The 17,429-nt window shown below is 69.4% G+C and carries 11 protein-coding genes; 4 read left to right on the top strand and 7 right to left on the bottom strand.

What is annotated here, in order from left to right; translation table 11 throughout:
- Window positions 1–187: hypothetical protein (locus tag ACWD38_RS25190; RefSeq protein ID WP_450125047.1), on the top strand; the 187-nt coding region annotated here is incomplete at its 5' end.
- Here ACWD38_RS25190 and ACWD38_RS25185 read toward each other — a convergent pair.
- From ACWD38_RS25185 to ACWD38_RS25170, 4 genes are all read right to left on the bottom strand, one after another.
- A complete protein-coding gene (locus tag ACWD38_RS25185; RefSeq protein ID WP_450125046.1) occupies window positions 181–1,683 on the bottom strand; it encodes a cytochrome ubiquinol oxidase subunit I in 1,503 nt (500 codons plus the stop codon). The two genes, ACWD38_RS25190 and ACWD38_RS25185, sit on opposite strands and share 7 nt — an antisense overlap.
- Window positions 1,684–2,078: 395 nt before the next feature.
- The gene (locus ACWD38_RS25180) at window positions 2,079–2,744 is read right to left on the bottom strand and encodes an IclR family transcriptional regulator (protein ID WP_450125048.1); all 666 of its coding nucleotides are present in this window, start codon (window positions 2,742–2,744) and stop codon (window positions 2,079–2,081) included.
- Window positions 2,745–2,780: 36 nt separating this feature from the next.
- The gene (locus ACWD38_RS25175) at window positions 2,781–3,986 is read right to left on the bottom strand and encodes a fumarylacetoacetate hydrolase family protein (protein WP_450125045.1); all 1,206 of its coding nucleotides are present in this window, start codon (window positions 3,984–3,986) and stop codon (window positions 2,781–2,783) included.
- Complete coding sequence (locus ACWD38_RS25170; protein WP_343071628.1) at window positions 3,983–4,849, bottom strand: hypothetical protein; 867 nt, start codon at window positions 4,847–4,849, stop codon at window positions 3,983–3,985. The genes ACWD38_RS25175 and ACWD38_RS25170 overlap by 4 nt, the downstream gene beginning before the upstream one ends.
- A 451-nt stretch (window positions 4,850–5,300) precedes the next feature.
- Between ACWD38_RS25170 and ACWD38_RS25165 the strand changes: the two genes are divergently transcribed.
- Entirely contained in the window at window positions 5,301–6,080 is a 780-nt protein-coding gene (locus tag ACWD38_RS25165; RefSeq protein ID WP_343071629.1) for a DUF2470 domain-containing protein, read from the top strand.
- Here ACWD38_RS25165 and ACWD38_RS25160 read toward each other — a convergent pair whose 3' ends face one another.
- Window positions 6,081–6,458 carry a hypothetical protein gene (locus tag ACWD38_RS25160; RefSeq protein WP_184483861.1) on the bottom strand — a complete coding sequence of 126 codons (378 nt, stop codon included), beginning with the start codon at window positions 6,456–6,458 and terminating at the stop codon, window positions 6,081–6,083.
- Between the two features lie 158 nt (window positions 6,459–6,616).
- Between ACWD38_RS25160 and ACWD38_RS25155 the strand changes: the two genes are divergently transcribed.
- Complete coding sequence (locus tag ACWD38_RS25155; RefSeq protein WP_184483863.1) at window positions 6,617–7,426, top strand: CPBP family glutamic-type intramembrane protease; 810 nt, start codon at window positions 6,617–6,619, stop codon at window positions 7,424–7,426.
- 190 nt (window positions 7,427–7,616) lie between these two features.
- Window positions 7,617–8,798: an arginine deiminase gene (locus ACWD38_RS25150; protein WP_184485941.1), complete on the top strand. Its 1,182-nt coding sequence runs from the start codon at window positions 7,617–7,619 to the stop codon at window positions 8,796–8,798.
- Between the two features lie 18 nt (window positions 8,799–8,816).
- Here the strand turns inward: ACWD38_RS25150 and ACWD38_RS25145 are convergent, their stop codons facing one another.
- Both ACWD38_RS25145 and ACWD38_RS25140 read right to left on the bottom strand, forming a co-directional pair.
- Window positions 8,817–10,982, bottom strand: a complete 2,166-nt coding sequence (locus ACWD38_RS25145) for a 3'-5' exonuclease (RefSeq protein ID WP_450125044.1) — start codon at window positions 10,980–10,982, stop codon at window positions 8,817–8,819.
- Entirely contained in the window at window positions 10,982–17,245 is a 6,264-nt protein-coding gene (locus ACWD38_RS25140; RefSeq protein ID WP_450125043.1) for a DEAD/DEAH box helicase, read from the bottom strand. The genes ACWD38_RS25145 and ACWD38_RS25140 overlap by 1 nt, the downstream gene beginning before the upstream one ends.
- Window positions 17,246–17,429 lie beyond the last annotated feature (184 nt).

Genomic DNA, 17,429 nt, shown 5'->3' with positions numbered 1-17,429 from the left:
AACCTCAGCGTTCTTCTCGCTGCGGGATCTTTTTCCCGAGTGGCTCCGCCACGAGGGAAAAAGCTGTCCTCGCGAGAAGAACGCTGAGAACCCGCCGGTGGTCGAGTTGCCGAGGTGGTCGCTGCTCAGCGGCTCCGCCGCTGACAAGACACGGCTGACAGCCAAACCGCCCTCCTCGGCTCAGTAAGCGAACGAAAGCGTGTCGTCGTCGGACTTTTCGTCTTCTGGTGGTTCGTGGGGCATCGTCGCTGCTACGCCGCCCTTGACGAAGCGCACGATCAGGAAGATCTCGACGCAGGCCAGCACGCCGTACACGGCGGTGAGGGCGATCAGCGAGGTGAGCATCTCGCCCGGTGTCACCCCGGAGGACACCGCCGAGGCCGTGTACATCCACACGCCGTCCACTCCGGACGGGTTCGGGTTGGGCGCGACGACGAACGGCTGGCGGCCGAGTTCGGTGAAGATCCAGCCGAACGCGTTGCCGAGGAACGGGGTCGCGATGCTCGCCACCGCCAGCGGCGCCCACCAGCGCCCCTTCGGGAACCGGCCCTTGCGGGTGAACCACAGGACCGCGACGGCGCCGAGCGCGGCCATCCCGCCAAAGCCGATCATGAACCGGAAGCCCCAGTAGGTCGCGGGCAGGTTCGGCACGTAGTCGATGGGCTGCCCGGCGAACGCGCCGAGCCGCGCATCGTCCGGGTAGTGCGTGCCGTAGGCGGCCTGGTACTCGGGCACCAGCGCCTGCACGCCCTTGACCTCGCTGGTGAAGTCGCCGTTGGCCAGGTACGACAGGATGTACGGCACGGTGAAGCTCTTGACGTCCTCGCAGTTCTGCCTGCCGACGTCGCCGTAGGCGAAGATCGAGAAGCTGGCGGGTTGCTCGGTGTGGCAGAGCGCTTCGGCGGAGGCCATCTTCATCGGCTGCTGCTCGAACATCAGCTTGCCCTGCACGTCACCGGACAGCGCCAGGCCCGCGAAGGCGATCACGCCGACCCACGCGCCGAGCCGCATCGAGCCGTGCCACAGCTTGCGGTCCTCGTCGTCGTGGCCGGAGTTCCGGTGGTGCTCGGCGATCTTGTAGGCGGCGATGCCGATGAGGAACGACCCGGCCACGGCGAAGCAGCCGAAGATGGTGTGCGGGAACGCGGCGAGCACGGTGTTGTTCGTCATCACCGCCCAGATGGAGTTCATCCGCGGCCTGCCGTCGACCACCTCGATGCCCACCGGGTGCTGCATCCACGAGTTCGCGGCGAGGATGAAGTACGCGGAGGCGACCGTGGCCAGCGAGAACGCCCACGCACAGGCCAGGTGCACGCCCTTCGACAGCCGGTCCCAGCCGAAGATCCACAGGCCGAGGAAGGTGGATTCGACGAAGAACGCGACGATCCCCTCCATCGCCAGCGGGGCGCCGAACACGTCGCCGACGAAGCGGGAGTACTCGCTCCACGCCATGCCGAACTGGAACTCCTGCACGATGCCGGTGACCACGCCCATCGCGAAGTTGATCATCATCAACTTGCCCCAGAAGCGGGTCATCTTCAAGTAGCGCTCGTTCCCGGTGCGCCACCACGCCGTCTGCATCCCCGCGACCAGCAGGGAGAGTCCGATGGTCAGCGGAACCATCAGGAAGTGGTAGACGGTCGTGATCCCGAACTGCCACCGGGCGATGTCGAGGAGTTCCACGGGGCCAGTCTGCCGGTGCGCGCCGCGCCCGGCTCAGGGGCCGCCGTCCCTCCTGGAGGGGCCCTAGGTCCTGTCCGGACCAGGACTTACGTCCTTCCGCGCCACCGAGGGCTGCGATCTTTCTACCAACCCCGCGCCGAGATCGGAACCCTCCGCGCCGGAGTTCCTCCCCGTCGGCACCCCATCACGAACGGACCTGTCCGCACCCCCGCTCACCTCACCCACCCTGTGGACAACTCCCGCAATTTCGCGAGAAATCGAACCCCTCTGCCTCGCAACATCAGCACGGCAACCCCCGACGAGCTGCAAAGACACTCGTCCCGACGGCGCTCCGGCCGACCGAAATTGCGGGAGGTTGAACGGGGTTCGGCGAAGGAGGGGGAGGCCGAACCGGGTCAGCGGAGGGCTTCGGCGACGGCTCGGGCGGTGTCGGAGACCAGGGGGCCGACCTCGTCGCCGACGAGGGGTTCGAGGGACACCACCCCGACGCTCGCGCGCAGTCCCGGCACGCCCTGGACCGGCGCGGCGACCCCGTAGGCACCGGTGTGCAGCTCGCCGCTGCTGACCACCCAGCGCGGCCCGTTCGGCGGCAGGTCCACGGCGCGTCCCGCCGCACCGCGCTGCACCGGGTGACGGGTGCCGACCCGGTAGGAAACGTGGTAGCTCGTCCACGACGGCTCCACCACGGCGATGGCCTGCGCCTCGCCGCCGTCGGCGACGGTGAGGTGCACGGTGGCGCCCACGTGCTCGGCGAGTCCGCGCAGCGCGGGCAGCGACGCGAACCGCAGCTGCGGCAGCACCCGTCCCGCCACCCACAGCACGCCGAGCCCGAGCCGCACCCGGGACCCTTCGCGCCGCACCAGTCCGCGGTCCTGCAGCGGCCCCAGCAGCCGGTACACGGCCGCGCGGCTCACCCCCACGGTCGCGGCGAGGTCGCTGATGGTGGGCGCGGCACCGTCGGCTTCGGCGACGGCCTGCAGCAGGTTCAGCCCGCGCTCCAGGGTCAGCGAGGTCTCCTTGGGCGGCGCGGAGTCCTCCCGCCCGCGCGGGCGGTGCGGCAACGGGGACCGAGCGGGGTCGGTGGGTCGGGTCACCGGTCACCTCCAGGTCGCGGACAGCACCGTGCCCGTCACCTCGCTGAGGCCGATCACCGAACCGTCCGGTCCGGGCGCGGTTCCACCGAGTGTGACCCGATCTCCGTCCTGGAGGAAGGTGCGCTGCTCGCCGTCGTCCAGTGTGATCGGTTCGGAGCCGCCCCAGGTCAGCTCCAGCAGGCAGCCGCGCTGGTCCCGCGCGGGCCCGGACACGGTGCCGGAGGCGAACAGGTCCCCGGCCCGCACGGTCGCCCCGTTCACGGTGAGGTGCGCGAGCTGCTGCGCCGGGGACCACGCCATGTCGGCGAACCGGGGCCGGGACAGCACGATGTCGTTGCACCGCACTTCGAGCCGCAGGTCCAGCCCCCACGGGTCGGTCTCGGTGAGGTAGTCGTGCAGCGCGTGCTCCCGTTCGGGCAGCGCGATCCGGGCGTGTTCGAAGGCCTCCAGCGGCGTGATCCACCCGGCGACGGACGTCGCGAAGGACTTCGACAGCAACGGCCCGAGCGGCTGCGACTCCCAGGCCTGCAGGTCCCGCGCGGACCAGTCGTTGACCAGCGCCACGCCGAAGCAGTGCTCGGCGAAGTCCTCCGTCGGCACCCGCGCGGTGGTCTCGCCGCCGCAGATGAAGCCGACCTCCGCTTCGAAGTCGAGCCTGCGGGTGGGTCCGAACGCCGGGTTCCGGTCGCCGGTGGTGCGCCGCTGACCGCTGGGCCGCGGCACGTCGGTGCCGGAGACGCGCACGGTGCCCGCCCGGCCGTGGTAGCCGATGGGCAGGTGCGTCCAGTTGTCGGGGAGTTCCGCGGCGCCCCGGCGCAGGATGCGGCCGACGTTCTCGGCGTGGTGGCGCGAGGAGTAGAAGTCGACGTAGTCGCCGACGGTGAACGGCAGCACCAGCGTGTGCCAGTCGGTGCGCACCAGTTCCGCCCCGGCCGGCGCCGCCCCGGCGGTGACGATCCCGGTGAGCCGCTCCCGCAGTTCCCGCCACCGCTCCCGCCCGGCGGCCAGCAGTGGATCGAGCGAGTTCGCGCTGACCAGCTCGGCCAGCCGAGGCCCCAGCACGTCCGCGATCCCGCGCAGCGGCAAGGCGTGCTTGCCGACGCGCACGGAGATCACCGGACCTTGCGAGGTCACCAGCACTCCGTAGGGCAGCGTCTGCGGCCCGAACGGCTTGTCGGCGGCGAACTCGGGGTCCTCGATCCAGGTCACAACAGCCCCAGCCCTTCCAGGTCCGTCACCGGACCGGTCAGCGTGCAGGAACCGTAGGAGGCGAACACGTCGCGCACCGCGGTCGCGGCGGCGTCGGACAGCGAGTTCGCCTCGGCCGCGAGGACTTCCCCGTCGTCGCTCGACAGCGCGTCGCGCACGTCGCCGCCGGACAGGCAGCGCGCCGTGGCCACCAGGAGGTTGAGGAAGCCGTGCTGCATGAACCCGGTCTCCGGGTCGGCGCCGCGGATCGCGGCCTGCATGCCCGCGGTGGTCTTGAACGGCACGCTCAGGGTGCTGACGGTGGCGAGGAAGTCGGCGACGACGTCGACGGGCGGCACCGACTCGGAGGTGGGGCCGCCGGTGCGGAGCTTCGGCCAGCAGCCGTGCTCGGCGACGCGCTTGATCCCCTCCAGCCAGCCTTCGGGGCTGCGGCGCGGTTCGACGACGCGGACGACGTCCTCGGGCACGAACTCGGAGACCCGTTCCAGCCACACGTCGTCGACGTCGGAGGGCGCGGGCATCTCGACCATGCGAAGCGCCAGGAGTTCCTGGCGGCCTTCGATGATGGACAGCGCCTTGGGCACGCCGCCGAGGCCGGTGTCGCACACGAGCGACAGCGGCACCGGTTCGGCCGGCTTGGCCTTGGCGAGCTCGGTGATGAGCTCGGCGAGCCGGGACGCCTGGCACAGCATCGGGCCCAGCACCCCCGAGTACTCGCCCGCTCGGGCGGCTAGGTGGTCGTCGACCGCCTGGGCGACTTGCGCGCTCCCCGGTGGGAACAGCGCGGCGTCGTCGACCAGTCGGGCGAACAGGGGCGGGATGCCGCGCGGACCCGGCGCGCGAAGCTCAACAGCGCTTGACACGGCAGACACGCTAATGCCGCGCCGTTCAGTGAACAAAGGTGGCCGATATACGGACGTTCGGCGGTCTCCGGCGGCCCTCGTTCGGGGGATCATCACCGCAGGTGGCGGGCGTTCGCGGTGCCGTTGCCCCGGCCGGGTGGCGGCCTTCGGCCGGAGCGGGCCGTTCCGGTGAACGGATTGATCTTAACCGCCACGCCCCGCCGGGCGATCGGAACGACTTTCCTCCCGATCGTCGCGCAGGCCCGCCCGATCGTCCCACCGCGCCGGGAGGGCCGTGATCGGACCGCCGCCCGCGATCACCGGGTCGATCTCGGCGCGGCCCGGAACCCGTCCCACGGCGTGGAATTCACCCTTCGGGACGCGCCGCGGAAATCCGATCAACTGGTAATACGGGTAGCGGCTTTCCCCTGCGGACCTGCTGGGTTAGGCTTACCTAAGTTGGAGGTGAGCGGTGCGCGAGAGGACGACACGTCGCCCGGCCAAGCCGACCCCGGCGGAGCGGGCCAGGACGATAGCTCGACGAGGTGGCAGGGCCGCGTTGATGCCTTCCGGGGAGAGTTCCGCCCGGATCGCTCCGCTGCTGCACCACGTGCATCCCGACGGCACCGCGACGGTGCTGCTCGGCGATGATCACCCGCTGGTCGCGACCGCGTGGCAGGCGCCGCGCACCGAGATCGCCGTGGTGCTGGAGGTCGCCGACCCCACCCCGGTGCGGCTGCGCGAACCGGTGCGCGGACTGCTGTGGCTGACCGGCCGGATCCGGGTGCTCACGGGCTCGGACGCCCGCGAGGACGTGCTGGCGGTCGCCGAACAGCGCCCGGACAGCCGGTTGCTGGACGCGGGCCACGGGGCGTCGGTGCTGAAGCTGGAGCCCGCGTCGCTGGTGCTGGCGGACGCGGAGGGCACCTGCTCGGTGCCTGCCGCGGAGTTCACCGCCGCCCAACCGGACCCGTTCTGCCTGTTCGAGGACGACTGGCTGCGGCACTTGGAGAGCGCGCACCGGGACGTGGTGGGCATGCTCGCCCGGCACCTGCCGGACGACCTGCGCGGCGGGCACATCCGGCCGCTGGGCCTGGACCGGTTCGGGTTGCGGCTGCGGGTGGAGTCGGCCGACGGCGATCACGACGTGCGGCTGGCGTTCTCGGCGCCGGTGGACAACGCCGAGTCGCTGGGCCTGGAGCTGCGCCGCCTGGTCGGCTGCCCCTTCTTGGCGGGTCAGCGCTCGGCCTGATCAGTCCTCGGAGTGCACGGCGCGCACCGGGGCGATGCGGCCCCGGTGGTAGCGCAGCGGTGCCGTGCCGGGTCCGAGCAGCAGCGCCTCGTCGACCTCGCCGCCGCGGGTGACCGTCCAGAGGAACGCGTGCGCCGCGCGCCACGCCCGCTCCGGGCCGTCGGTTCCGGTGAAGCGCACCAGCAGCGGGTACCGCCCGAGCCCGCCGGGTTCGTCGTGGTCCTCGCACAGCTCCACCAGGACCGCGGCGCGCACTCCGACGAGCCCGGTGGAGCCGATGGGGCCGTCGAGCACCGCGAACGGGTGCTGGAGCTGGAGCGAGGCCAGCACCAGGTCGATGCGGGGTTCGCCGCGCAGGAACACCCGAAATCCGTCCATGCCGCTCCTCCCGGCCGCGTGCGTTCGCGCCGGGCTTGGATGTCGGCGCGGCGCGGATCGTTCCTCGGATCCCGTCCCCGGTTTTGCCGGATTTCCACCGCACGGCGCGGGATGCCGTTTCCGCTGGACGCCGCGCCCCCACCGGTACGGTTCACCGGGTGAGCACTGTGCGCGAGTGGCTGTTCCCGTCCCGCCCGGAGCAACCGGCCCGGCTGACCGATCCGGCGCAGCGGCGGGCGATCGGCATCGAGCTGCTCCTGGTGTTCGCGGTGACGCTCGGCATGTCGGGCCTGCAGAGCCTGCTGTCGCTGCTGGACGCGCTGACCCAGGCCCAGTCGCTGGCGGAGCAGTCGGTGGCGATCAACGCCCCGCAGGCCGAGTCGGGGCTGCTGGACCTGCTGCGGCAGCTCGCGAGCGCGCTGCGGTTGTTCGCGTGGGGCGGGCTGGGGATCTTCCTGCTGTGGCGCGGAGGTGTGGCGCTGCACCGGATCGGCATGGACCGCTCGCGGCCGTGGCGCGACGCCGCTGGCGGCGCGGGGCTGGCGGCGCTGATCGGCGTTCCCGGCCTGGGCCTGTACCTGACGGCGCACGCGCTGGGCCTGAGCCTCACCGTGCAGCCGTCCACTTTGGACGACGCGTGGTGGCGGGCGCCGGTGCTGGTGCTCTCGGCGTTCGGCAACTCGTTCGCCGAGGAGGCCCTGGTGGTCGCCTACCTGCTGACGCGGTTGCGGCAGCTGGGCTGGTCGGAGAACCGCTCGTTGTGGGTGTCGGCGGTGCTGCGCGGCAGCTACCACCTGTACCAGGGCTTCGGCGGTTTCGTGGGCAACGTGGTGATGGGCCTGGTCTTCGGCCGGGTGTGGCAGCGCGCGAACCGGTTGTGGCCGCTTGTGATCGGGCACGCGCTGATCGACGTGGTGGCGTTCGTGGGTTACGCGGCGCTGCGCGGGCACGTCGGCTGGCTGCCCTGATCCTCGCACGATCCGAGTCACCACCCGGACGCAACGAACCGCTGATCGACTCCCGTTCTCGCGCAACGATCGATGTTTTTGTCGGCTGACCAGCGCTGTTTTCGATCGTGGCGACTAGGCTCCGGTATCGACGGCGAACACGGCTGAAGGCGGCATCGTGAACGAATCCGGCAGCACGACCGAACCGCACGTGCGCAGCGAGGTGGGCCCGCTGCGCACCGTCCTGCTGCACCGGCCGGGCAACGAGCTCAAGCGCCTCACCCCGCGCAACAGCGATCAGCTGCTGTTCGACGCGATCCCGTGGGTGGACCGCGCGCAGGCCGAGCACGACGCGTTCGCCGAGGTGCTGCGCGCCCGCGGCATCGACGTGGTGCTGCTGCACGAGCTGCTGATCGAGACGCTGCGCGACCCCCGCGCGCGGGCGGCGGCGGTGCTCAGCGCGGTGGACGAGCGCGAGATCGGCACCGACATCGCCGACGCCCTCCGCTCCCACCTGTCCACAGTGGACGAACGGGCGCTGGCGGAGGCGCTGATCGCGGGCATGACGTTCGAGGAGCTGCCCGCCGCCGAAGGCGATTCGCTGGTGCGCCGGATGCACCTGCCGCACGACTTCGCGCTCACCCCGCTGCCGAACCTGCTGTTCACCCGCGATTCCTCGGTGTGGGTGGGAGATCGCGTCGCGGTCGCCTCGCTCGCGATGCCCGCGCGCCGCCGCGAATCCGCGATCACCGACCTGATCTACGCCTACCACCCGCGCTTCTCCCGGTCCGGCCGCGCGTACGGCGCGCACTCCGCGCCCGTCGAAGGCGGCGATGTGCTGCTGCTGGCGCCCGGCGTCGTCGCGATCGGCGTCGGCGAGCGCACCACCCCGGCGGGTGCGGAGTCCTTCGCCCGCTCGATGTTCGCCGACGACCTCGCGCACACGGTGCTCGCGGTGCCGATCACCCAGCAGCGCGCGTCGATCCACCTGGACACGGTGTGCACGATGGTCGCCGAGGACGCCGTGGTGATGTACCCGGCGATCCAGCACTCGCTGACCGCGTACTCGCTGCGCCCGAAGGACGGCGGCGTGGACGTCTCCGGCCCGGAACCGTTCCTGACCAGCGCCGCGCACGCGATGGGCATCGACCGGCTGCGCGTCATCGACACCGGCCTCGACCCGGTCACCGCCGAACGCGAGCAGTGGGAGGACGGCAACAACACCCTCGCCCTGGCCCCCGGCGTCGTCGTCGCCTACGAGCGCAACGTGGAGACGAACTCCCGCCTGGAGGCCGCCGGCGTGGAGGTCGTGCGCATCAGCGGCTCCGAACTCGGCACCGGCCGCGGCGGCCCCCGCTGCATGTCCTGCCCCATCACCCGCGAATCGCTGTAGTCAGGGTCGAGTCCCTAGTCAAGCAATGGGCAGGAACTCCGTCGGCCGCCCCGTGTACGTCACGACGAGCCGGTCCCGTGCCCGCGTGCAGGAGACGTAGAACAGGCAGCGTTCGCGCTGCCGGGCCTCTGCCTGCTCTTCCGGATCAACGCCCTTGAACAGATAGGGCGGCGGCAGTTCCTGGTCGCTTGCACCGACGACGAACACTCGCAGGTATTCGATCCCCTTGGCCCGGTGCATCGTGGCCAGTTGCACGGCATCGGACTGGCCGGGCCGGTCTTGGCCATCGCCGACGACGGTGGCCGGGATTCCGGCGTCGTGCAGGGCGCGAAGGAATCGGTCCCTGTTCTGCGCGGTCCTGGCGAGAATCGCGATGTCCCCCGGCGATGCGGGATCCTCTTTATCCTCCCGCCAGTCCGTGATGGTCTTGATGACGTACTTGTGCTCGTCGGCCGCGCTGCGGAACTCCTGAATGACGGGTTCGGGGCCACCGAGCAGCGAACGATAGTTCTCCACGGTATCGATCTCTTCGTCCAAGTCCATGAACTTCTCCCCGCCGATCACCTTCATCGCGAGGTTCAGAACCTGCCGGGTGGTCCGGTAGTTCATGGTCAGTTTGCGAGATCGCCCTTGGGTACGAATGTTGTATCGGCTGAGCACCACGCGTTCGCCGTAGATCCGCTGATGCCCGTCCTCGCAGATGAACAGGTCATTCGGCTGAACGGGGACGAGACCACGCAGCAAGCGCCAATGCGCGGGACTCAGGTCCTGAGCCTCATCCACGATGACGTGCTGGAATCGGTCGGTGTCCTGCGTGGCGCCCTGCTCGACGGCTCGCGCGGCTTCGGCGATGATTCGACTGAATGTGGTTTTGTCCTCCATTTTCAGCTGCTCGTCGAATTTCTCGACGACCCGCCATACTCGCGCCCGCTGCACCCGGTTCAACCGAACCTTACGGCCACGGCGAACAACGTTGAAATAGTCCTCTCGACTGGTGATCTCACCGCCGAGGACGATGTGCCGATATTCCCGTTGCAGGAATTCCGGGGTGAGCACCTCGCGGTCTTCTTCTCCGATTCCCGCCTGGTCCAGCGCGTCCAGCCAGTACTTGCGCTCGTCGATGTCTCGCAAGGCGTGCGCGACGTGGGCATCGGCTCGGATCGCGATGTCCCGCGCGAGTTTGTCGATGCCGCGCACCACGATTCGGCTCATCGTGTCGGGGTCGGCGAGTTGGTTCAGTTGGCGTTGGAGGTCGTCGGCGAGGTTCCGGGTGAAGGTGGTGACCAGCACTTCACCTTCGGTGCGCTGCGCGAGGTACACGGCACGGTGCATCGCGACGACGGTCTTTCCGGTGCCCGCGCCACCGGTGATGCGGAAGGAGCCGTTCCACCCGTCATTCTGGGCCAGTGCGCGCTGGTCCGGGTGCAGGAAGACCCGCCAGTCCCGCAGATCGCCCTCGAGGATGCGCCGCATGTGCTCGTCATCGCTGAACACGACGAAGTCCATTCGCGAACCCGCGTGCTGCAGGGATTCGCGGACTCGTTCGGGGCTTTCGGGCTGTTCGCCGTCGAGCCGTTGCTTCTCGACTCCGTACCGCTTGGGGATGTCGTCGAGTCCGGAGCCGCCGACGGCGAGGTCGAGCAGTGCGCTGCCCTGCCAGGAAGGGGCGTCTTCGCAGAGCTTCTGCAGCTCGTCCTCATCGGTGAGCAGGACCGCTCGCGCGGCGATGTGCTCGGCGATCCCGATCTGGACCAGTTCCCGCGCGGAGTACGGCAACAGCAGAAGGTCGTCGTCGGCCACCGCCTTCGTTTCCACCACTGGTTCCGGAGTGGCCGCCGTAGACGCCAACTCGTCGCGCAGCACCTCGAAAACCCCGTTCATGGGGTTGATGCGCATCCGAAGCTTTTCCGCATAGTCGTAGGCGGCATCGTGCGGCTGGATGGCCACGACGAGGTAGATGACGTCGTGCTCGCTGCCGGCGAGAAAGAGCACGGCGCGGAAGTTGTCGGTGACGCGAGCGACGCGCACCCGGGGGTCCACGCACCCTTTCGGCTTCTTCAGGCGCAGGCCACCGAGGTCTTCGTCGGCGCTGAGTTTGCGCACGAGGTCCCAAGCGCTCTTCTTCAGCGAACCGTCCAGCTGGAGGTTGTGCTGGAATTCCTTTGCCATGACGACGGTCGCCATCAGTGCGCCTCTCCTGTGCTGTCAAGGTATTCGATGATCGCGCGAGGTTCCGGCACTTGGTCCGGTTCGGCCGGGAGGACGTGCCAGCCGAGTTCCCGCAATCGGTCGACCCGCTCGCGAGTGGGTTTGTATTCGACGGCCAACCCGGCGTCGGGCCAGGCGAGGTCGATGGGTACGTCGATGTCGTTGGGTTCGTAGCCGAGTTCGGGCAGCGGCACCGGGTGGGATGCGAGCGGAACCAACAGCGGCTGCAACTGTGGTTTGCAGACTTCGTCGAGTTCGCGCCAGTCCGGACTGAACCTGACCGGCGGGACGTAGCCGGGAAGGTCGTCTTCGGTCACCTGTCCGGTCGTGGTGACGGCCGCGTACCGAAGCAGCACGTCATCGAGCATCTGCAGCAGGTTGCCGATCGCCAGCCAATCCCGCCATTGCGCCAAGAAGCCGGCCCCTCCGACTTGAGCGGGCGCATCGTCGAGCACGGCGACGGCGTCGATGTGGCGGTCGCCGCGCAACAGCACGACCGGAGTTCCGTGCGCGGTGTGCGTCAAGCCGATCTGGCGTGCCCCACTGCTGTTGATCTCCGCCCCTCGGCCGTGTCGCTGCACGATGCCGGGGAGGTCGGCTCCGTCCACTCCACGCACCTGTCCCCGGCCGCCTGCGACGAGCATTCCCGCGCTGAAGGCTTGCGCGACGGCCCGCCAATGCGCCCGTTCGGGATGGCGCAGGTAGTCGGTGAGCAGGCTCATCGCGTCGCCGCGGATTTTGGCGGCCGCGACGCTGCCCAGCCCTGAAGTGGCGTTGGCGCCGCGCACGAACTGCTCGTGCTGCGCGTTGGTCGCGAACGGCAGCGCGCCTGGTTCGTCGCCTTCCAGGACTCGTTCGAAGGCTTCCATGTCCTCGTGAGTCACGGACCAGACGAGGTAGCCGCGCTCGCGGAGTTCGGCCCGTTTACGCGCGTCGTCGGCGGCTTTGTTGTGCTCGGCGCTGGCGTGGAAGCGGACGCTGTCGCAGAACACGGCGATGCGCGCGCTGACGTGTCCGACCGGGGAGAGCACGAAGTCCGGGCGCACGAAGTCGTCGATGCTGACCTGCGGTTCGGCGATCCAGTGGCGGGTGCGGTCCGTTCCGCTGTCACCGATGCTGAACCGGACTCGATCGCCCTTCGCCCCGGCGTTGATCTTGTCGAGGAGTTTGTTGCGTTTGGCCCATCGGATGAGTTGTTCGCGGAAGCGGCGTTCGATGTGCGTCTCGTCGCCGCCTGCGGTGATGGTGCGCACGCCTGCGCCGCCGTGGCGGGGTTCCCAGTGGTCGAGGATCTCGTTGATGATCCCCAGCGCCCGGTCGCGCCGCAGCAGCTCGACCTCTTCGGATCGCCCGACGGAGAGCAGGCAGCGGTGGCACGCGACCTGGCCGATTTCGGCGCAGCGGCATTGTTCGAGGTGTTTTTTGGCTTTGTTGAGCAGGTCGTGGACCTGCTCGGGTGCGGCGAACTTCGTCAGGTAACCGGTTCCGCCAGGCACGAGATCGTGCAGCACCACCATCTGCCGCCGTCCGGTCGGTGTTTTCTCCAAGCACGCGAAGGCGTCGAGGTGGTCGGGGCTGCCGCCGAGCACGGCGCGGAGCCCGAGTTTCAGCGCGGCGGTGAAGGAGGCGAGCTGGCTGTCGTCGGCGACGACGGTCGGCGGGACGAGCAGCCGCAGCGCCTCGGTGTGCAGTTCGTGCATCAAGGCGACGTTCTTCCACCCGTCCGGGTCGGCCGCCCTCCGTTGCGGGCACCAGCCGCGATGCCGGACGTTGTGGCGTTCTTTGCCTTGCGCGGCGGGAACAACACCGCATCCGGTGCAGACGGTGAACAGCGGCGCCGAGTACGTCGCGCCCGCGATCCGCCGGTCCGTTCCGCCGCGGTCGAGCAGGCCGAGGTTGAACCACCGGATGCGGATTTTCCGGCAATATTCGGAGCCGAACGGGTATCCGGCGAGTTCCCAGGTGTCGCGGATGTCCACCGGGTCGACGTCGGCGCTGGTGGCGATGTCGAATCTGGTGCGGACCCGGTTCTCCTGCTCGTCGCCGAAGCGCGCTTCGTCGAGCGCGGCGAACGCGGAGACCCTCCGGAACGGGATGACGTCGAGGCGTTGGCCGGTGTCGGCGGCCCCCTGGTCGTCGCAACGCGGGCAGGACACCGGCCCGGTGTCCGCCCCGGACCATCCGCACGATGGGCAGCACCGCCAGCCTTGGACGGTGCTGTTGTAGGTGCCGCCGATGTCCACGGCGTCGACGCGCACGGCACGCCTGCTGGCGTAGAAGGTGGCGCCGGGCGCGAGTTCGGCGAGCGCGGTGCGGCTGCCCCGTTCGTACTGGGATTCTTCGATGTCGGGTTCCTGGGTTTCCTCGTCGATCCACCACAGGCCGATATCGAGCCGGGTGACGTCGTCGAGGAGTGTGTAGTTGGGCAGCAGTCCCAGCGCTTCGAGGCTGCCGAGCCAGTCTTCGCCGTCGACGAGTTTCCTGCGTTTCTCCTTGGCGGCCCGGAATTCGCCGGCCAGCCGCTTGAGGTCCTTCTGTCCTTCTTCGCCGAGTAAAGCTTCTTTGCGCTTGAGTTCGGTGAGCGCTTTCTCCGTCTCTCCGATGCGGTCGCTGAGTTCGTCGCGTTCCCGCGTCCACCGGTCGATGGCGTCTTGCACGGCCCGTTCGATGCCGGGAACGTCGTCGCCGTCGGCGACACCTGCCCAGGCGCGCAGTTCGGCGGCGGTCCGCTCGGTGACCTTCTCACCCAGCGAGGCGAGGAATTCGGTGACGTACACGGCGGCGTTCTTGCGCGCGTCGTCGAGCAGCCGTTTGAGGAAGCGCTCGTCGTTGTCGAGCCCGTTCTCCAGCAGTGCCCGCGCGTCCCGTGGTTGTCCCCATTTGCTGCCGAGCCGCCCGGCGCTGCGGTCGACGAGCGCGGCGAAGTACTGCCTGCGCAGGATTTCTTCGGCGTCGAGGTAGCAGGCGGGCGGCGTGACCTCCCCCGCGATCATGTCGAGCGGCGAGTTGAAGTGGTGGAGTTCGGCGGCCCGCCCGGGCAGCACGGCGACGATGAACGCGTTGCCGCTGCGCCGCCCGGCCCGGCCCACTCGCTGCAGGTATCCGGCGGGGCTGCGGGGCAGCGAGGTGAGGGCCACGACTCCGAGGTCACCGATGTCGATGCCGAGTTCCAGGGTGGGCGTGCAGGCGAGGACGTTGGGCGCGTCGGGTTCTTCGCTGTTTTTGAAGTTGCGTTCGACCGTGGTGCGGACGTCGTGTTTGAGCAGCCCGGTGTGTTCGTGGGCGACGATGCGCCGGATCTTCTCCTTGCCGTACAGCGCGCGGTAGTAGTTCTCGGCTTCCGGGTGGACGCGGAGGTGCCCTGGGCAGGGCTTGCGGGTGCAGGGGGCGTCGGTGAGGTGCCGAGCGCTGTCGGGGTGCACGGGTACTCGGGTGGCGCACACGTCGCAGCGGAGGATCGCGTGTCCTGCCGCGAGCCGTTCCGCATCGACCCGTTCGAGCAGGATCCGGTCCGGCGGAAGCTGGTACACCACGGATTGCCGGGACTGTCGTGCCGTTCCGGAACCGACTTTTTCGAGGACGCCTTCGGCGGCGAAGGTCTCGAACAGTGCCTTGACCAGCTTGGGCGCATCGGCTTCGGGGACGCCGAGGCATCGGTGCGTCCACCAGGTGAACCAGGTGCGCGGCGTGACGATGCTGTCGAGGTAGTCGGTGCCGGGGCCGTCGACGGGGAATCGCGGGACGGGGCCGCGCCGCCGGAAGCCCGGCATCCCGCTTGCCCGGTTGCGGCCGCCGGTGAGCCGCCAGATGTTGCCGCCTTCGTTGACGTAGGCGTTGAGGAACTGGTGCCGGATGGCTCCTTGGGTGCGGAGTCGTTCGAGCACTCCGCGAGCCCACGCCAGCGGCCGCGCGGTGAATCCGTCGGGCAGGTCGAGGGTGGCGGGCCGGTTCTCGTCGACGACGCGGTTGACGCGGGTCGCGAGCCAGCTGTCGCTGTCGGTGTCGATGTGCACGCTGATGGTGCCGGTGAGTTCGAGGGTCCGGCCGGTCCGCGAGTTCAGCCCGAATTCGAGGTGCGCGGCGAACGACATGCGTTCTTCGACGTGGCGCGTGTTGCGCAGCCGGTTGTCGTTCCAGAACGAGTGGAATCCTTTGCGGTCCACCAGTTCCGGCGGCAGCAGCGCGTAGCGCTCGGCCCGTTTGTCCCGTCCGCGCACCACGTCGATGAGCCTGCTGTCGATCTGGTCGAGCCGGATGCCGCCTTCCGAGGGGATGGCGCGGTGCAGTGCTGATCGGAGGTTGAACGTGTAGGCGCGGGATTCGACGAATCCGGCTCGGTGCGCCGCGTCCTGCACGCTGTCGGTGAACACCAGCGTTTTCTTCTCGGCCTGTTGCACTCCGGCGTGGCCGAACAGGTGGCTCAGCGCCACGGACACCAGGGTCGATACCCCGGAGCCGAGGAACCGCATGGCGTCGTCTTTCCCGCAGGACGGGCAGGAGCCGTTCTGCGCGGCGCCGGTATCGCCGTCCGGGGTCGTGACCACCGGCAGCAGCGTTTCCTCGGGGTGCCGTCTGCCGCGGACTTCGAGGGTGGCCGGGTCGAGCCAGGCGACGCTGTTCTCGTCTGCGTCGGCTTCACCGGGTGCGTGCAGGTAGACGCGGAACCGGTCGCTGCGCACCGCGGACATCTTCCAGGCGTTCGGGATCCGGTCGTCGAGTTGCCCGCCGGTGGGGCCGGCGAGCGCCGCGCCCCAGCCTCCTCTGCCGCAGTGCCGGCAGTACACGGCTGAGAGCACGGTTTCTTCGTGCGCACCGGGGTGGTCGTCGTACCACTGGAAGGTGGGCACGCTGGTGAGGGTGCGCACCAGGTGGGTCACTTCGCGGACCCACAGCTGCGTTTCGACGTGCAGCAGCGGGGACGAGGTTCCGGTGCGGGCGTGGGAGAGCAGCGCGATGAACGCGGCGAGCCCGATGCGCGCCCGCTGGGCGTCTTCGGTTTCCAGCGAGTTCGCCCAGGTGGGAGCGACCGTGGTGAGGCTGCGCAGCACGTCGTCGACGGTGCACGGTGTGGTGGTCGCGTCGATGACGGCTTGGGTGAGCGGGTGCCGTGCCAGTGCGGCTCCCAGCGCGTGCCGATCGGCGGGTTCGAGGCCGGAGTCCTCTTCGAAGAACGCGTCGAGGGTGGCGGCGATCAGGTCGTCGTAGCCGATGTCGCGTCCTTCCGGCACGGCGTCGGCGAATTCGGCGAGCAGCGGGATGCGCCCGGCGCGCGCGTCGGCGGGTTCCGGCAGGGTGTTGATCCATTCGCTGCCGCCGAGCCGGTCTTCCCTGATCAGGGAGTCGATGGTGAAGTCGCGGCCGAAGACGGTTTTCGCGAATTCGAGGAGTTCTTCGGTGCGTCCGCCGTCGCCGAGGGTGGCCGACGTCGCCACTGGCGCGACGGAGCCGAGCGGCCGGTCGGTGTCGCCGATGCCGAGTACGAGTCCGAGCCTGCGCAGCAGCAGTGCGACGTCGGTGCCTTGCGCGCCGTCGTAGGTGTGGAATTCGTCCAGCACCAGGTAGCGCAGCGCGTCCGCGGCGTCGTCCCAGAGGCCACGGGCGGCTTTCCCGAGCAGCAGCCGGTCGAGCATTTTGTAGTTGGTGAGCAGGATGTCCGGCGGGTCGGCGCACAGCGCGTCCCGGTGCTCGATGATGTGGTCCCGGCTCATGTGCCGGTTCTGCCCGGAGTCGCCGGTGTAGAGCCCGGCGGTGACGTCGCCGAGTTCGTCGCGGTGTTCGTCGATGAGTTCGGCGATGCGCCCGGCCTGGTCGTTGGCGAGCGCGTTCATCGGGTAGAGCACGAGCGCTTTGATGCCCCGGCGTCCTGCGGCTCGTTCGCGCGCGCAGTGGTCGAGGATGGGGATCAGGAAGGATTCGGTTTTGCCCGACCCGGTTCCGGTGGTGACGATCGTCGGTTCGGGGCGCCGGTTTTTGCTGCTGAGCCGTTCGAAGGCGAGTGCCTGGTGCCGCCACGGCCGGAATTCGCGGGGTGCCCAGTCGAGCTGTTCGCGCCAGGTGTCGTCGGCGCGCCGAAACGGCAGCCGGACCCGCAGGTACGGCCCGCGGAAGATGCTGGTGGCCGGGTCGGTGAGGAATCGGGTGAGGCTCTGCCGGGCGTCGTCTTCGGCCAGCGCGAAGGTGGTGCCGAGGTAGGAGGTGAGCCGTTCTTGCAGTTCCTCGGCGAGCATCGAGGGCAGCATGCGCGCGGTCGTTCCTCTCCCGGTCGGCGACTCGTTCGGGGTTGTTCCTGATCATGGTCGCGGGATGTGCGGAGCTTCGTGATATCCCCGCACCGTGGTCCGGCGTTACACCCATTGGTACCGCTCGATCGTCGAGTGTCGCGGCTTTTCACGTCGATTCAGTTAGCCCGTGCGAGTGATTTTG

The sequence above is a fragment of the Saccharopolyspora sp. NPDC002578 genome (assembly GCF_053592695.1).
The sequence above is the reverse complement of the archived record's forward strand: the minus strand, read 5'-3'. Positions and strand labels throughout refer to the sequence as shown.